The organism is Pseudonocardia sp. P-1, from assembly GCF_058111925.1.
In genome coordinates, this window is record NZ_CM176614.1 from 4,617,235 (window position 1) to 4,631,594 (window position 14,360).

A 14,360-nucleotide genomic window follows, 5' to 3' on the forward strand; every position below is an offset into this window, starting at 1 on the left:
TCAGCCGTGCAGGCGCAGGAGGCCGGCGTCAGTGGGAGGGAGGGCGCAGGAGCGGTAGAAGGGGGTCAGGTGGGGGGCGAAGTCCACGTGCAGCCAGGTGCAGCCGGCCGCGGTGGCCTGCTCCACGGCCCCGGCGACCAGCGCCCGGCCGACCCCGCGGCGGCGGTACCCGTCGGCGACGACGAGGTCGAGCAGGAACGCGTGCCGGTCGCCGTCCCAGGCGAGGTTGACGAACCCGGCGAGCGCGTCGCCGTCGCGGGCGTCGAGCCAGCTCAGACTGTGTGCCGCGAGCTGGGCGGACCAGCGTCGCAGGCGTGGGGTCTCGTCGAACCCGGCGGCGTGCAGCGCGGAGAGCGCGACGTCGTCGACCTCGGGGCGGACGCGGACCCGGACGTCGGTCACGGCGCCGGGACGATGCCGGAGAACGCGGCGCGGACGACGTCCTCGGGCAGGGTGGCGGTCCCGGGGCGGCCGGGGCGGTACCACTCGACGATCGAGTTGATCGTGCCGGACAGCAGCCGTGCGGCCAGGGCGGGGTCGACGTCGGAGCGGACCTCGCCGGCGTCGACGGCGTCGCGGACCAGGGCGCGCACGGCCGCGTCGAACGCACGGCGGCGTTCCAGCGCCCAGCGCTCGGTCTCGGTGTTGCCGCGCACCCGGAGCAGCAGGGTGACGTACGGCAGCTCGGCCATCAGCACCCCGACCTGCGCGGCGACGATCACCCGAAGCCGGTCGGCGGGGGAGCCGGTGCGGGCCTCGGGCAGGTCGAGCACGCCGAACAGCCCCTCGACGGCGCGCTCCAGCGCCGCGCGCAGCAGGGCCTCCTTGCCCGCGAAGTGGTGGTAGAACGACGACTTCGTGATCCCGGCGGCCCGCGAGAGATCCTCCATCGACGTCGCGTCGTAGCCGCGGTCGATGAACTCCCCGACCGCGGTCTCGAGCAGCGCGTCGCGGCCGCCGCTGGGCCGCCGGGCCCGCTTGACCGGCGAGCTCATCGGCCCTCGAAGACGGGCTTCTTCTTCGCGAGGAAGTCGCTCACGGCCTGCTGGTGGTCGCGCGTGGTCGACAGCCGGACCTGGGCGTCGGCCTCGTACTCCAGGACGGCGGGGAGCTCGTTGACCGCGCCGAAGCGCAGCGCGCCCTTCACCTCGGCGTAGGCGCGGGTGGGCCCGGCGGCCAACCGGCGCGCGAGCTCCAGTGCGGTGCCGAGGACCTCGTCGGCCGGGACGACGTCGCGCACCAGGCCCCAGTTGCGGGCGTCCTCGGCGGTGAACTGCTCGTTCAGCAGCACCAGCTCCGTCGCCCGGGAGACGCCGACGGCGTGCGCGAGCGACGCCGCGAGGCCGCTGTCGGTGGACAGCCCGATCCCGGTGAACGCGGTCGCGAACTTCAGCCCCTCCGCGGCGATCCGCAGGTCGGTGGCCAGCGCGATGCCGAGACCGGCGCCCACACAGGGCCCGTTGATCGCGGCGACCACCGGCTTCGGTGCCTCGTTGAGCGCGCGGATCAACGGGTTGTAGTGCCGGCGCACGGTGCCCAGGGCGTCGACCGGGTCGGCGTCGAGCGCCGCGGCGTGCTCGCCCAGGTCCTGCCCGACGCAGAACGCCTTCCCCGCGCCGGTCAGCACGACCGCACGCACCGTCTCGTCCGCGGCGACCTCCACGGCCGCCGCGAGCAGTGCCTCCTTGAGCTCGACGGTGAGCGCGTTGTACTTCGCGGGCCGGTTCAGCGTGACCACCGCGACCGAGGGGTCGGTCTCGTCGCGGGTCACGAGGACGGCGGGATCGGTGCCGGCGGCGGGGGAGGTCATCCGGTGAGCCTAGCGGCCGACCGAACGATCGGTCCCCGGTGCGACGTGAGTCTGGTGCGTCGGCGAGGTCCGGTGCTACGTTTTCCCGAACGAACGGTCGGTTCAATGCTGACTTCGACGACGAAGTGCGACGGAGGCTCGCCGATGACCCTGCTCCGCAGCCACCTCTCCGGTACCTGGCAGACCGGATCCGGGGACGGTCGCCCGTTGTACGACGCGGTGACCGGCGACGAGGTCGCCCGTGTCTCCGCCGAGGGCCTGGACCTCGGCGCGGCCCTGGCCCACGGTCGCCGCACCGGTGGCCCGGCCCTGCGCGAGCTGACCTTCCACCAACGCGCCGCGCTGCTGAAGGCACTCGGCGGGCACCTGCGCGAGCACCGCGAGGAGCTCTACGCCGTCTCCGCGCGCACGGGCGCGACCCTCGGCGACTCGAAGTTCGACATCGACGGCGGCATCGGGGTCCTGCTCGCCTACGCCTCGAAGGCCAAGCGTGAGCTGCCCAACGACACCGTGTTCGTCGAGGGCGCGGTCGAGCCGCTGGGCCGCGGCGGCAGCTTCCTCGGCCAGCATGTGCTGACCCCGCGCCACGGAGTCGCGGTGCAGGTCAACGCGTTCAACTTCCCGGTCTGGGGGCCGCTGGAGAAGCTCGCCCCGGCGTTCCTCGCCGGTGTCCCCACGCTGATCAAGCCGGCGTCGCCGACCGCGTTCCTGACCGCGAGGCTGGTCGAGCTGATCGTGGACTCGGGTCTGCTCCCCGACGGCGCGGTCCAGTTCGTCGCCGGGTCGCTGGGGGACTGCTTCGACCACCTCACCGGGCAGGACCTGGTGAGCTTCACCGGCTCGGCGTCGACCGCGCAGACCCTGCGCAGCCACCCCGGGATCGTCCGGAACTCCGTGCGGTTCTCCGCCGAGGCCGACTCGCTGAACCTGGCCGCGCTCGGCCCGGACGCGACGCCCGGCACCGAGGAGTTCGACCTGTTCGTGACGGCCCTGACCACCGAGATGACGGTCAAGGCCGGGCAGAAGTGCACCGCGATCCGGCGCGCGTTCGTGCCGCGCACACACGTCGACGCCGTCGTCGAGGCCGTCACCGCGCGGCTCGCGTCGGTCGTGGTCGGCGCCCCCGACGCCGAGGGCGTCCGGATGGGGGCGCTCGCGAGCCTCGACCAGCGCGAGGAGGTCCGCCGCAGCGTGAAGGCCCTGCGCGACGCCGGCCGGATCGTGTTCGGCGACCCCGACCACGTCGAGGTGACCGGCGCCGACGCCGACCGTGGCGCGTTCGTCTCCCCGCTGCTGCTGGTCGGTGACCCGGACCGCGCCGAGCCGCACGAGGTCGAGGCGTTCGGCCCGGTGTCGACCGTGCTGCCCTACGACACTCCTGCGCAGCTGATCGACTACGCCGCCCGCGGCCAGGGCTCGCTCGCCGGGTCCGTCGTCTCCGCCGACCCCGGGTTCGTCCGCGAGGTCGTGCTCGGTGTCGCGCCGTTCCACGGCCGCGTGCACGTGCTCAACGCCCGCGACGCGGGCGAGTCCACCGGGCACGGGTCGCCGCTGCCGCAGCTCGTCCACGGCGGCCCGGGCCGCGCCGGCGGCGGCGAGGAGATGGGCGGCGTGCGCGGGGTGTTCCACCACATGCAGCGCACCGCGGTCCAGGCCGACCCCGACTCGCTCGCCGCGATCACCGGCCGCTGGGTCACCGGCGCGCAGCGCCACACCACCGACGTGCACCCGTTCCGCAGGCATCTCGAGGAGCTGCGCCCCGGCGACTGCCTGGTCGCCGGCCCGCGCCGGGTGACCCGGGAGGACGTGGAGCACTTCGCCGAGTTCACCGGCGACACGTTCTACGCGCACATGGACGAGGGCGCCGCCGCGGCGAACCCGCTGTTCGGGCAGCGCGTCGCGCACGGCTACCTGGTCGTCTCGCTGGCCGCGGGCCTGTTCGTCGACCCGGACCCGGGCCCGGTGCTCGCGAACTTCGGCGTCGACGGGCTGCGGTTCCTCACCCCGGTCCGCTTCGACGACGAGCTCACCGTGACCCTGACCTGCAAGCAGCTCACCCCGCGCGAGTCCGCCGGCTACGGCGAGGTCCGCTGGGACGCCGACGTCACGCGGCAGGACGGCGAGTCCGTCGCCCGCTACGACGTGCTCACCCTCGTCGCGAAGAAGGACGCGTGATGACGACCGCCACGAAGCGTCCGGGCGACGCGCCCCCGGCCGAGCTGCTGGACCCCGCCGAGCGGATGTCGGTCGACGAGCTGCGCGCGCTGCAGCTGGAGCGGCTGCAGTGGTCGCTGCGGCACGCCTACGACAACGTGCCGCACTACCGTGCGAGGTTCGACGCCCACGGCGTCCACCCCGACGACTGCCGCGAGCTCGCCGACATCGCGAAGTTCCCGACGACGACCAAGGCCGACCTGCGGGAGACCTACCCGTTCGGCATGTTCGCGGTGCCGCGCGAGCGGATCGCGCGGATCCACGCGTCGTCGGGCACCACGGGCCGCCCGACCGTCGTCGGCTACACCGCGGGCGACCTCGACCGGTGGGCCGGGCTCGTCGCCCGGTCGATCCGGGCCGCGGGCGGGCGCCCCGGGCACCGTGTGCACGTCGCCTACGGGTACGGCCTGTTCACCGGCGGGCTCGGCGCGCACTACGGCGCGGAGAAGCTGGGCGCGACCGTCATCCCCGTCTCCGGCGGGATGACCCCGCGCCAGGTACAGCTCATCGGCGACTTCTCACCCGAGGTCATCATGCTGACCCCGAGCTACATGCTCACCCTGCTCGACGAGTTCGAGCGCCAGGGTGTCGACCCCCGGTCGACGAGCCTGCAGGTCGGGATCTTCGGTGCCGAACCGTGGACCGAGCAGATGCGCACCGAGATCGAGGAGCGGGCCGGCATCCACGCCGTCGACATCTACGGGCTGTCCGAGGTCATGGGACCCGGTGTCTCGCAGGAGTGCGTGGAGACCAAGGACGGCCTGCACATCTGGGAGGACCACTTCCTGCCCGAGGTCGTCGACCCGCTCGACGGCACCCCGCTGCCCGACGGCTCCGAGGGCGAGCTGCTGTTCACCAGTCTCACCAAGGAGGGGCTGCCGATCATCCGTTACCGCACCCGCGACCTCACGACGCTGCTCCCGGGCACCGCGCGGCCGCAGATGCGGCGGATGGCCAAGATCACCGGCCGGTCCGACGACATGATCATCCTGCGCGGGGTGAACGTGTTCCCGACCCAGATCGAGGAGATCGTGCTCCGCACGCCCGGGCTCGCGCCGCACTTCCAGCTGGAGCTGACGACCCAGGGCAGGCTCGACGCGATGACCGTGCGCGTGGAGGCCCGCGGCGACACACCTGCCGACCGCCGCGCCCCGGCCGCCGCGGAGCTCGTGCGCGCGGTGAAGGAGACCGTCGGCATCTCCGTGACCTGCGACGTCGTCGACCCCGACACCCTGGAGCGCTCGGTCGGCAAGCTGCAGCGGCTCAAGGACCACCGGGAGCCGAAGGCCTGACCCGTCAGCGGGACTCGTCCTCGAAGATCAGGATCGTCCGCGTCGACACGACCGTCGGCAGCGCCTGCAGGCGTTCGAGCACGACGCTGCGCAGCGCGTCGTTGCCGGTGGTGCGCACCAGCAGCAGCACATCGAAGTCCCCGCCGACCAGTGCCATGTGCCGGACCTCGGGGATCGCGCGCAGCTGTTCGCGCAGCTCGCGCCAGCTGTTCTGGCGCACCGTCAGCGTCACGTACGCCGAGGTGTGCAGCCCCACCTTGTCCGGGTCGACGAGTGCGGTGAACCCGGTGACCACGCGATCGTCGACGAGCCGGGCGAGGCGGGCGTAGGCGTTCGCCCGCGAGATCGTCAGGCGCTCGGCCAGCGCGCGCCCGGTCAGCCTGCCGTCGCGCTGCAGCTCCGCGACCATCCGCCGGTCGATGTCGTCGAGCATCGGCCCCTCCGTTCGTCTCGCCGCGCCCCGCCGGGCACCGGTGACCCGGACCACTCGTCCGGAGTGATGCCGCGCTGCGGGCCGATCGTCTCGTCATCTCACCGCCCCCAGTCGATCGTACGGATCATGCGCCATTCTCGAGGCACTGTGTCCGCACGGAGGGGAGTCATCGTGGACGACCGGCGCGAGACCGTCCGCCTGCTGGAACCGGACGGCACCACCGTGCCCGGCGCGCAGCTCCCGCCGCCGGACCGGCTGCTCGCGGGCTACCGCGGCCTGGTGCACGCCCGGCGGCTCAACGAGCAGGCCGGTGCACTGGTCCGGCAGGGACGCCTGGCCGTGTACCCGTCCTCGCGTGGCCAGGAGGCCTGCCAGGTGGCCGCGGCGATGGTGCTGGCCGACGGCGACTGGCTGTTCCCGACCTACCGGGACACCGCCGCGATCGTCGCCCGCGGCGTCGACCCGGTCGAGGTGCTCACGATGCTGCGCGGGGACCGGCACTGCGGGTACGACGTCGCCACCCACCGCGTCGCCCCGCAGGCGACCCCGCTCGCGACGCAGCTGCTGCACGCGGTCGGCGTCGCCCACGCGGCGCGGCTCAAGGGCGAGCCCGACGCCGTCCTGGCGCTCTGCGGCGACGGCGCCACCAGCGAGGGCGACTTCCACGAGGCGCTGAACTTCGCCGCGGTGTTCCGCGCCCCGGTCGTGTTCCTGGTGCAGAACAACAAGTACGCGATCTCGGTGCCGCTGCACCGGCAGAGTGCCGCGGCCCGGCTCGCGGACAAGGCGCTCGGCTACGGCATGCCCGGGGTGTGCGTCGACGGCAACGACCTGCCCGCCCTGCTCACCGTGCTCGACGAGGCGCTGCGCCGCGCCCGCGACGGGGGCGGCCCGACCCTGGTCGAGGCCGACACCTACCGCATGGAGGCCCACACCAACGCCGACGACGCGGGCCGCTACCGCGACGAGAGCGAGGTCGCCTCCTGGGCCGGCCGCGACCCGCTGCTGCGTCTGCGCGCCCGGCTGCGCGCCGACGACCTGCTCGACGACGACGCCGAGCGCGCTCTCATCGACGACGCCGAGCGGATGGCCGCCGACCTGCGCACCGGCATCGCGGCCGAGTCCCCGGTGGACCCCGAGGACCTGTTCGCGCACGTCTACGCCCACCCCACCCCGCAGCTGCGCGAGCAGCGCGACCGGCTGCGCGCCGAGCTGGAGGTCACGCCGTGAACACCGGACCCGTGAAGCTCACCATGGCGCAGTCGATCACCACGGCGCTGCGTGAGGCGATGGCCGCCGACCCGACCGTCGTCGTGTTCGGGGAGGACGTCGGTCCGCTCGGCGGGGTCTTCCGGGTCACCGACGGGATCGCCGCCGAGTTCGGCGAGCACCGCTGCTTCGACACCCCGCTCGCCGAGTCCGGCATCGTCGGCACGGCGGTGGGGATGGCGATGAACGGGCTGCGGCCCGTCGTCGAGATGCAGTTCGACGCGTTCGCGTATCCGGCGTTCGAGCAGATCGCGAGCCACGTCGCGAAGTTCGGCAACCGCACCTCGGGCCGGATGCGGCTGCCGATGGTCATCCGGGTGCCCTACGCCGGCGGGATCGGCGGCGTCGAGCACCACTGCGACTCCTCCGAGGCGTACTACGCCCACACCGCCGGGCTGACCGTGCTCGCCCCGGCCACGAACGCCGACGCCCACGGCCTGCTCCGCGCGGCGATCGCGTACCCGGACCCGGTGGTCTTCCTGGAGCCGAAGCGGCACTACTTCACCAAGGAGGAGGTGGACACGACCGTCCCGGTGCCGCCGATCGGACGGGCCGTCGTCCGCCGCCCTGGGGTCGACGCGACGCTCATCGCCTACGGCCCGACGGTGCCGGTCGCGCTCGCCGCCGCCGAGGAGGCCGCCCGTGAGGACCGTGACCTGGGCGTGGTCGACCTGCGGTCGATCGTCCCGTTCGACGACGAGACCGTCTGCGCGCAGGTCCGCCGGACCGGGCGGGCGGTCGTCGTCGCGGAGGCCCCGGGGTTCGCCTCGGTCGCCTCCGAGATCGCCGCCCGGGTCTCCGAGCGGTGCTTCCACCACCTCGAGGCGCCGGTGCGCCGGGTGACCGGGTTCGACGTGCCCTACCCGCCGCCGAAGCTGGAGCAGCACCACCTGCCCGGGGTGGACCGGGTACTCGACGCCGTCGACTCGCTCGGCTGGGAGGACCCGGCGTGAGTGCCCAGGTGTTCACCCTGCCCGACCTGGGGGAGGGACTGACCGAGGCCGAGCTGGTCCGCTGGCTCGTGGCCGACGGGGACACCGTCGGCGTCGACCAGCCCGTGGCCGAGGTGGAGACGGCGAAGGCCGTGGTCGAGGTGCCGTCGCCGTACGCGGGCACGGTGCTGACCCGGCACGGCGCGGAGGGCGAGACGCTGCGGGTCGGGGAGCCGCTGGTGTCGGTCGGGGACGCCGAGGAAGCCGGGTCGGGCAACGTCCTGATCGGGTACGGCACGTCCGGCGGGCACGAGGGGGCCCGCCGGCGTCGCCGGGCCGCGAAGCGTGCCCCCGCGCCCGCACCCGCCGCCGCACCCGCCGCTTCGCCCGAGCCCGAGCCCGAGCCCGCCGCCGCGTCCGCGGTCCCGGCGGCGACGTCCGTCGCCGAGCGCGCGCCGGGGGAGCGCCGGCCGGTGCAGTCCCCGGTGGTGCGGCGGCTCGCCCGCGACCACGGCATCGACCTCGCGACCGTCGAGGGGACCGGCCCCGGCGGCATGGTGCTGCGCCACGACGTGGCGCTCGCCGCCGCCCGCGCGGCGGAGGCTGCCGCCGCCGAGCCGTCCGCTGCCGCGTCGGCCGCTCCCGCCGCGCCGCCCGCCGCCGCAGCGCCTGCTCCTGCACCGCCCGCTCCGACGACCGGCACCGCACCGGGCCGCGACCCCCGCACCGGGCTCGCGGTGCGGGGGATCGTGCCGCTGCGCGGGGTCCGCCGCGCCGTCGCCGAGACCCTGACCCGCAGCCGCGCCGAGATCCCCGAGGCCACGACCTGGGTCGACGTCGACGCCACCGATCTGCTCGCCCTGCGCCCGCAGCTCACCGGCGCCGACGGCCGCCCGGTCGGGCTGCTCGCGATCCTGGCCCGGTTCGTCGTCGCCGGTCTCGCGCGGTTCCCCGAGCTCAACGCCCGGGTCGACACGCAGGCGGGGGAGATCGTGCACCTCGACGGGGTGCACCTCGGTATCGCCGCGCAGACCGACCGTGGCCTGGTCGTCCCGTCGGTGGCCGACGCCCATCGCCTCGGGATGCGCGGCCTCGACACCGAGATCCGCCGGCTCACCGCAGCCGCCCGGGACGGCTCGGTCACCGCCGCGGAGCTGACCCGCGGCTCGTTCACCCTGAACAACTACGGGGTGCTCGGCGTCGACGGCAGTGCCGCGATCATCAACCATCCCGAGGTCGCGATGCTGGGCGTCGGACGGGTGCTGCCGCGGCCGTGGGTCGTCGACGGCGCGGTCGTCCCGCGGTCGATCACCCAGCTGTCACTGGTGTTCGACCACCGGGTCTGCGACGGCGGCACCGCGGGCGGGTTCCTCCGCTTCGTCGCCGATGCCGTCGAGTCGCCGCTGTCCGCGCTCGCCGACCTCTGAGCCCGCCCGGCGCTCAGCGACGGCGGGTGATCACCACCGGCTCGATCCGCTGGGGCACCTGCGCGAACGCCGACTCGGGCACCCCGAACGACGCGGCCAGCACGTCACGGGGGATCGCGTTCAGGCTGCCGACGATGCCGATGTCGTCGTCCGGCTCGGCGGTCGAGGTGTTGAAGACGATGAGCACGTCGAGCGGCTCGGTCGTCGACGCGTTCTCGAAGTAGTGGAACAGGCCCGTCGGCGCGAACACGAGGTCACCGCGTTCCGCGGTGAAGACGTCGTTGTGGTACTCGCCGTCGGGGTGGGTCCCGAGGACGGTCCACTTCGCGGTGCCGGAGACGATGTAGTTCAGCTCCCACGCGGTCGGGTGCCAGTGCGGCTCCCGGATCCCGCCGGGGTCGAGGTGGGCCAGGTACACCGACCCCTGCTGTCCGGCGAGCACCGGGAAGTTCTGCTCGTTCGCCCCGCGCAGCCATCCGCCGTCGAAGGTGACGGGCTCGGTCGCCGCGAGGTGGAACAGGTGGCCGGGCTGCCCGGTCCGCGGCGGGGTCGGGGCGCCCGCCCCGGCGGTCCCGCCCGTGGCGGCCAGTCCCGCCATCCCCGCCACCCCCGCGACGCCGGCGCCCAGGGCCCGTCGCCTGCTGATCCCCGTCATGGCCTGCTCCTTCCGCAGAAATCGTTGTCAGTCGCAACGGTATGGCGGACGGTGATCCGTCGGGGTGATCACTTCCAGCGGCTTCCGTGATGGCGGGTCACGGATCGGCGCAGCTCAGCGTGCCGGGACGACCGTCCAGGCCGGGGCCTTCGCCGGACGGCCGTCCCCGGAGGACCGTCCCCGGAGCCGTCGTCCGACCCAGGGCAGGACGTGGGCGCGGTAGTAGGCGAGTCCCGCGGCCCGCCCGGTCGGCGAGGTCGCGGCGACGGTCGTCGTGGGCGTCGCGCCGCGCACCCCGAGTGCCTCCAGCACCAGCCCGGCGGCGCGCAGGTGCCCGGGCGTGCCCAGGTGCAGGCGGTCGTCCGACCAGTAGCCCGGCCTGCGGATCTCGGCGTCGCCGAACACGTCGACGAAGGTGAGCCCCTGTGCGGCGGCGAGCGTGCGCACCGTCGCCGACAGCTCGGCGCCGCGGCGGTGGACGACCCGTCCCAGCGGGAGCCGGTCCGACGGGTCGGCGCCGCTGAGGAGCACCAGCCGGACCCCCGCCGCCGCGCAGCGGTCGACGGCGCGGGCGGTCAGCGCGGCGAGCCCGGCGACGTCGGTGCGGGGCCGCAGCATGTCGTTCCCGCCACCGTTGAGCGTGATCAGCGTCGGTGCGGGGTCCAGCGCCAGCGCGGCGTCCAGCTGTGGCCCGACGACGTCGGCCAGCAGCCGGCCCCGTACGGCCAGGTTCGCGTAGTGCACCGGTTCGCCGGAGGCGCCGGCCAGCCCGGCGGCGACCCGGTCGGCCCAGCCGCGGGGGATGCCCGCCGCGTCCTCGTCGCCCACGCCCTCGGTGAAGCTGTCCCCGATCGCCACGTACCGCACGGGGTCAGCATCCGCGTCGCGGCCGCCACGGTTCGGCCCGGGGGTGGTGACGGCTGTTACCCTCGGCCCGTGCGCGGTCGGATCATTACCCGGCGCGCCGGCTGAAGCCAGGGAGCCGGCGCGTGGCACGTCGTGCCCGCCGGACCTGGCCGGATCCTGACGTTCGCCCTCGAACACCGGAGATCCGATGAACGCCCCCACCGCCGAGCGCACCCGTCCCGGAAGCGATCCCGCCGAGCACGGTCACGTCGTCTCGCTGCTGCTGACCGACGCCGACGACGGCCTGTACAAGGTCCTCACCACGCTGCGGTCGCGCCGCTGGAAGGTCCGCTCGCTGCGGGTCGACATGTCCGGCGAGATCGGCCGGGTCGACCTCGTCGTCACCCGCGACGGCCGGGACGCCGACCTGCTCCTCGAGCAGCTGCGCCGGGTCGTGCCGGTGGTGCGCGCCGACCTGGGCTGATCCGGGGCTATCCCCGAGGGGTCAACCGCGCGTTCGGCAGCTCCGGCGCCGGCAACGTCGACTCCCAGGCGTCCGGGAACACCCCGAAGCGCCCGCCCTCCCGCCCCCCGGCGGCACGTTCGTCCTGCCACTGCTCCCGGAAGGCCGCGATCTCGTCGTGGGTGGAACCGACGAAGTTCCACCACATCACGATCTGCTCGCCCAACGGCTCCCCGCCGAGCAGCACCAGGCGCGCGCCGTCGTCGCCGGCGTGCAGGTCCAGGGTCGTACGGCCCGGCGGGAGGTACACGAGCTCGGCGGACGCGGCCGCCGTCCCGCACACCCGCGCCGCGCCGGTGTCGACCAGCACGCCGTGCTCGAACCCGGCGTCGACGTCGAGCGTCACCGCCGCCCCGGCGGGCAGCACGACCTCGGCGCCCAGCAGCGGGGTGAACGTCTCCACCGGTGACGACGACCCGGCCAGCGACCCGAGGAACACCCGCAGCGCGGCGTCCCCGGCCCGCACCCGGGGCGGCGCGTAGTGCTCGAAGCGGGGTGCGGTGTCCCGGTGCGCGGCGGGCAGCGCCAGCCACAGCTGCACCCCGTGCAGCACCTCGGTACCGGGCGTGGAGAACTCCGAGTGTGCGATGCCGGACCCTGCGGTCATCAGGTTCAGCTCGCCCGGGCGCACGACCGCGTGCGCGCCGGTGGTGTCGCGGTGCTCGACCTCCCCGGTGAACAGCCACGACACCGTCGCCAGCCCGGTGTGCGGATGCCCCGGCACGGCCATCCCGCCGGTGTCGGCGACCCGGTCCGGGCCGTAGTGGTCCAGGAAGCACCAGGCCCCGATCAGCGACCGGGTGCGACGGGGCAGCGTGCGGCGCACCGTCATCGCACGCGGCCCGCCCAACGGCACGTCGCGCGGGGTCACCAGCTCCGCGGCGGCGGTGTCGCCCCCGCAGACGACCTCCTCCGGCACGGTCTCGACGTTGCTCACCGCGCCCTCCGCCGGACGGTGGCGACGGCGTCGGGCGTCACCAGGTCGAGGATGTCGGCGTAGCCCTGGTGGGTCGACACCCAGCGCCGCACGTACGGGCAGACCGGCACGATCCGCTTCCCGGCGGCGCGGGTGTCGTCCAGCGCGAAGCGGACCAGGGTGCTCGCGAGCCCGCGCCCGGACAGCTCCGGGTCGACCTCGGTGTGGTGGAAGATCCGCTGCTCGTGGTCGTCGACGTACTCGGCCCGGCCGACCACGGTGCCGTCGAGCAGGATCTCGTAGCGGTGGTGGCCCGTGTCGTGGGTGACCACGGTGTCGTCGGTGTCGCCGGACATGTGCTCAGCCTCTCAGGACGCCCGGCGGCGCACCACGCGGCCGTCGGCGTCGCGCTCGGGGACGGGGTGCGCCGACAGGATCGAGACCCGGTTGAACGCGTTGATGGTGATCGCCGCCCAGACCAGCACCGACACCTCGTCGTCGGTGAGGTCACCGCGGACGGCGGCGTAGGCGTCGTCGTCGAGGTGGGTCCCGGCGGTCCGGGTGACGGCCTCGGCGAGACCGAGTGCGGCGCGCTCGCGGTCGTCGTAGAGGGCGCTGTCGCGCCAGGCCGGGAGCAGCGCCATCCGCTGCGGGGTCAGCCCGGCCGCCAGCCCCGACCGCCAGTGCGTGTCCAGGCAGGTCTCGCAGCCGTTGATCTGGGAGACCCGCAGGTTCACCAGCTCCAGCAGGTCCCGGTCCACCCCGGCCGCGGCGGCGCGCTCGCGCACGACCGCGACGACGTCGGTCATCGCCCGGAACACCTCGGGGGTCTGCTTGTCGATCCACACCCGGCCCATGTCACCTCCGAACCCGTCACGCGGCGACGGTGTTCCGGGCGGGTGCCGTCTCGACGGTCACGACCACCGCCACCATCACCACCGCGGCGACGACCGGGGTGAACGGCGCGAACGCCGACAGCCCCAGCAGCCCCGCCAGCACGACGACGGCGGCGTTGCGCCCGGCGGCGAGCGTCGGGCGCAGCGCGAGCGCCCACACCCCGAGGACGAACAGCGCGACCGGCACGGTCAGGGTCGCCCCGGCCGCGGCGGCGGACAGCCCGGTCGCGGTGGTGTCGACGTCGACGGCCACCTCGATGCCCGCCGAGAACGCCCCGGCCGCGGCGAAGACGAGGTAGTGGCCGTAGCCGTGCACCAGCGCCCGTGGCATGGCCCGCAGGTGCTCGTGCTGGTCGCGGGCGAAGTAGACCCACCACATGCCCGCCGCCAGCACGAGCCCGCACGCCGAGAGCAGCAGCAGCGGGCCCAGGTGCTCGGCGGAGGACAGCGCGTCGACCACGGCCGTCGTCGAGGCCAGGACCGACTCGCCCAGCAGGATCAGGGTGAACAGGCTGTAGCGCTCGGCGATGTGGTGCGGGTGCCACGGTGTCGTCCGCGCCCGCTCGGCGACCACCGGGACCGCCAGCTCGGCCAGCGCCAGCACGACGAACCCCACCGGGTGCGGGTCCACGAGCACCCAGGTGATCCACAGCAGCTGGACGACGACGATGCCGCCCGCGTAGCGCAGCGCCGTGACCCGCAGCTCCCGGTGCGAGCGGGCCGCCCGCAGCCACTGCGTGACCATCGCCAGGCGCATCACCACGTAGCCCGCGACGAGCACGCCGTAGCCCTCACCGGCCATCGCCGACGGGGTCCCCGCGGCCAGGACCAGCGCCCCCGCCATCTGCACCAGGGTGGTGACGCGGTAGAGCCAGTCGTCGACGTCGAAGGCCGAGGCGAACCAGGTGAAGTTCATCCAGGCCCACCAGATGCCGAAGAACACCAGCAGGTACGACCCGACCCCGGCACCGACGTGCCCGCCGGACTCGGAGTGGTGCAGCGCGGCCGACGACAGCGACACCGCCACCACGAACACCAGGTCGAAGAACAGCTCCAGCGGACTGGCCGCCCGGTGGGGCTCGTCCGGGTCGCGGGGGCGCATCGCGCGCAGACCGAGGTTCACGCCGGGCATCGTTGCGCGCCGCAC

Annotated in this window: 16 protein-coding genes; 6 read left to right on the forward strand and 10 right to left on the reverse strand. The window is 74.4% G+C overall.

Annotation, left to right across the window (positions count from 1 at the left end; translation table 11 throughout):
- Genes AC0GKK_RS22690 through AC0GKK_RS22700 form a run of 3 tightly spaced genes read right to left on the reverse strand, consistent with a single transcriptional unit; the run spans position 1 to position 1,810 of the window.
- On the reverse strand, positions 1 to 402 hold the full coding sequence (locus tag AC0GKK_RS22690) for a GNAT family N-acetyltransferase (protein WP_405415877.1): 402 nt from the start codon (positions 400 to 402) through the stop codon (positions 1 to 3).
- A complete protein-coding gene (locus tag AC0GKK_RS22695) occupies positions 399 to 995 on the reverse strand; it encodes a TetR/AcrR family transcriptional regulator (RefSeq protein WP_062396736.1) in 597 nt (198 codons plus the stop codon). Before AC0GKK_RS22695 ends, AC0GKK_RS22690 begins: the two co-directional genes overlap by 4 nt.
- A complete protein-coding gene (locus tag AC0GKK_RS22700) occupies positions 992 to 1,810 on the reverse strand; it encodes an enoyl-CoA hydratase/isomerase family protein (RefSeq protein ID WP_251786640.1) in 819 nt (272 codons plus the stop codon). The genes AC0GKK_RS22695 and AC0GKK_RS22700 overlap by 4 nt, the downstream gene beginning before the upstream one ends.
- Positions 1,811 to 1,954: 144 nt before the next feature.
- Here AC0GKK_RS22700 and paaZ point away from each other — a divergent pair, with 144 nt between their 5' ends.
- Both paaZ and paaK read left to right on the forward strand, forming a co-directional pair.
- A complete protein-coding gene (gene paaZ, locus AC0GKK_RS22705; protein WP_489882480.1) occupies positions 1,955 to 3,985 on the forward strand; it encodes a phenylacetic acid degradation bifunctional protein PaaZ in 2,031 nt (676 codons plus the stop codon).
- Positions 3,985 to 5,316, forward strand: coding sequence for a phenylacetate--CoA ligase PaaK (gene paaK / locus AC0GKK_RS22710; RefSeq protein ID WP_489882481.1), 1,332 nt, complete (start codon positions 3,985 to 3,987; stop codon positions 5,314 to 5,316). The genes paaZ and paaK overlap by 1 nt, the downstream gene beginning before the upstream one ends.
- Before the next feature lie 4 nt (positions 5,317 to 5,320).
- Here the strand turns inward: paaK and AC0GKK_RS22715 are convergent, their stop codons facing one another.
- A complete protein-coding gene (locus AC0GKK_RS22715) occupies positions 5,321 to 5,749 on the reverse strand; it encodes an Lrp/AsnC family transcriptional regulator (RefSeq protein WP_301548968.1) in 429 nt (142 codons plus the stop codon).
- A gap of 171 nt (positions 5,750 to 5,920) precedes the next feature.
- Here AC0GKK_RS22715 and AC0GKK_RS22720 point away from each other — a divergent pair, with 171 nt between their 5' ends.
- Genes AC0GKK_RS22720 through AC0GKK_RS22730 form a run of 3 tightly spaced genes read left to right on the forward strand, consistent with a single transcriptional unit; the run spans position 5,921 to position 9,377 of the window.
- On the forward strand, positions 5,921 to 6,979 hold the full coding sequence (locus AC0GKK_RS22720) for a thiamine pyrophosphate-dependent enzyme (RefSeq protein ID WP_405415890.1): 1,059 nt from the start codon (positions 5,921 to 5,923) through the stop codon (positions 6,977 to 6,979).
- A gap of 23 nt (positions 6,980 to 7,002) precedes the next feature.
- Positions 7,003 to 7,971 carry an alpha-ketoacid dehydrogenase subunit beta gene (locus AC0GKK_RS22725; protein WP_489884051.1) on the forward strand — a complete coding sequence of 323 codons (969 nt, stop codon included), beginning with the start codon at positions 7,003 to 7,005 and terminating at the stop codon, positions 7,969 to 7,971.
- Positions 7,968 to 9,377 carry a dihydrolipoamide acetyltransferase family protein gene (locus AC0GKK_RS22730; RefSeq protein WP_489882482.1) on the forward strand — a complete coding sequence of 470 codons (1,410 nt, stop codon included), beginning with the start codon at positions 7,968 to 7,970 and terminating at the stop codon, positions 9,375 to 9,377. The genes AC0GKK_RS22725 and AC0GKK_RS22730 overlap by 4 nt, the downstream gene beginning before the upstream one ends.
- Before the next feature lie 13 nt (positions 9,378 to 9,390).
- Here AC0GKK_RS22730 and AC0GKK_RS22735 read toward each other — a convergent pair whose 3' ends face one another.
- Positions 9,391 to 10,032, reverse strand: coding sequence for a cupin domain-containing protein (locus AC0GKK_RS22735; RefSeq protein WP_357439359.1), 642 nt, complete (start codon positions 10,030 to 10,032; stop codon positions 9,391 to 9,393).
- 114 nt (positions 10,033 to 10,146) lie between these two features.
- Positions 10,147 to 10,899, reverse strand: a complete 753-nt coding sequence (locus AC0GKK_RS22740; protein WP_476652188.1) for an SGNH/GDSL hydrolase family protein — start codon at positions 10,897 to 10,899, stop codon at positions 10,147 to 10,149.
- 187 nt (positions 10,900 to 11,086) lie between these two features.
- Here AC0GKK_RS22740 and AC0GKK_RS22745 point away from each other — a divergent pair, with 187 nt between their 5' ends.
- Positions 11,087 to 11,362: an ACT domain-containing protein gene (locus AC0GKK_RS22745; RefSeq protein WP_208820980.1), complete on the forward strand. Its 276-nt coding sequence runs from the start codon at positions 11,087 to 11,089 to the stop codon at positions 11,360 to 11,362.
- Positions 11,363 to 11,369: 7 nt separating this feature from the next.
- On the opposite strand, the gene AC0GKK_RS22750 is transcribed toward AC0GKK_RS22745, so the two are convergent.
- From AC0GKK_RS22750 to AC0GKK_RS22765, 4 genes are read right to left on the reverse strand one after another with little or no spacing between them, the layout of a single operon-like run.
- Positions 11,370 to 12,338, reverse strand: a complete 969-nt coding sequence (locus AC0GKK_RS22750) for a pirin family protein (protein WP_357439351.1) — start codon at positions 12,336 to 12,338, stop codon at positions 11,370 to 11,372.
- The gene (locus AC0GKK_RS22755) at positions 12,335 to 12,673 is read right to left on the reverse strand and encodes a GNAT family N-acetyltransferase (RefSeq protein ID WP_179762151.1); all 339 of its coding nucleotides are present in this window, start codon (positions 12,671 to 12,673) and stop codon (positions 12,335 to 12,337) included. The genes AC0GKK_RS22750 and AC0GKK_RS22755 overlap by 4 nt, the downstream gene beginning before the upstream one ends.
- A gap of 12 nt (positions 12,674 to 12,685) precedes the next feature.
- The gene (locus tag AC0GKK_RS22760; RefSeq protein WP_100878385.1) at positions 12,686 to 13,174 is read right to left on the reverse strand and encodes a carboxymuconolactone decarboxylase family protein; all 489 of its coding nucleotides are present in this window, start codon (positions 13,172 to 13,174) and stop codon (positions 12,686 to 12,688) included.
- A gap of 16 nt (positions 13,175 to 13,190) precedes the next feature.
- A complete protein-coding gene (locus tag AC0GKK_RS22765; protein ID WP_405415904.1) occupies positions 13,191 to 14,345 on the reverse strand; it encodes a low temperature requirement protein A in 1,155 nt (384 codons plus the stop codon).
- Positions 14,346 to 14,360: the final 15 nt, after the last annotated feature.

Bases quoted from the DNA above. Each gene is read 5' to 3' on its own strand.
- AC0GKK_RS22695 (WP_062396736.1), bottom strand. From the start codon at position 995: ATGAGCTCGCCGGTCAAGCGGGCCCGGCGGCCCAGCGGCGGCCGCGAC.
- AC0GKK_RS22700 (WP_251786640.1), bottom strand. From the start codon at position 1,810: ATGACCTCCCCCGCCGCCGGCACCGATCCCGCCGTCCTCGTGACCCGC.
- paaZ (WP_489882480.1), top strand. From the start codon at position 1,955: ATGACCCTGCTCCGCAGCCACCTCTCCGGTACCTGGCAGACCGGATCC.
- paaK (WP_489882481.1), top strand. From the start codon at position 3,985: ATGACGACCGCCACGAAGCGTCCGGGCGACGCGCCCCCGGCCGAGCTG.
- AC0GKK_RS22715 (WP_301548968.1), bottom strand. From the start codon at position 5,749: ATGCTCGACGACATCGACCGGCGGATGGTCGCGGAGCTGCAGCGCGAC.
- AC0GKK_RS22725 (WP_489884051.1), top strand. From the start codon at position 7,003: ATGGCGCAGTCGATCACCACGGCGCTGCGTGAGGCGATGGCCGCCGAC.
- AC0GKK_RS22735 (WP_357439359.1), bottom strand. From the start codon at position 10,032: ATGACGGGGATCAGCAGGCGACGGGCCCTGGGCGCCGGCGTCGCGGGG.
- AC0GKK_RS22745 (WP_208820980.1), top strand. From the start codon at position 11,087: ATGAACGCCCCCACCGCCGAGCGCACCCGTCCCGGAAGCGATCCCGCC.
- AC0GKK_RS22755 (WP_179762151.1), bottom strand. From the start codon at position 12,673: ATGTCCGGCGACACCGACGACACCGTGGTCACCCACGACACGGGCCAC.
- AC0GKK_RS22760 (WP_100878385.1), bottom strand. From the start codon at position 13,174: ATGGGCCGGGTGTGGATCGACAAGCAGACCCCCGAGGTGTTCCGGGCG.
- AC0GKK_RS22765 (WP_405415904.1), bottom strand. From the start codon at position 14,345: ATGCCCGGCGTGAACCTCGGTCTGCGCGCGATGCGCCCCCGCGACCCG.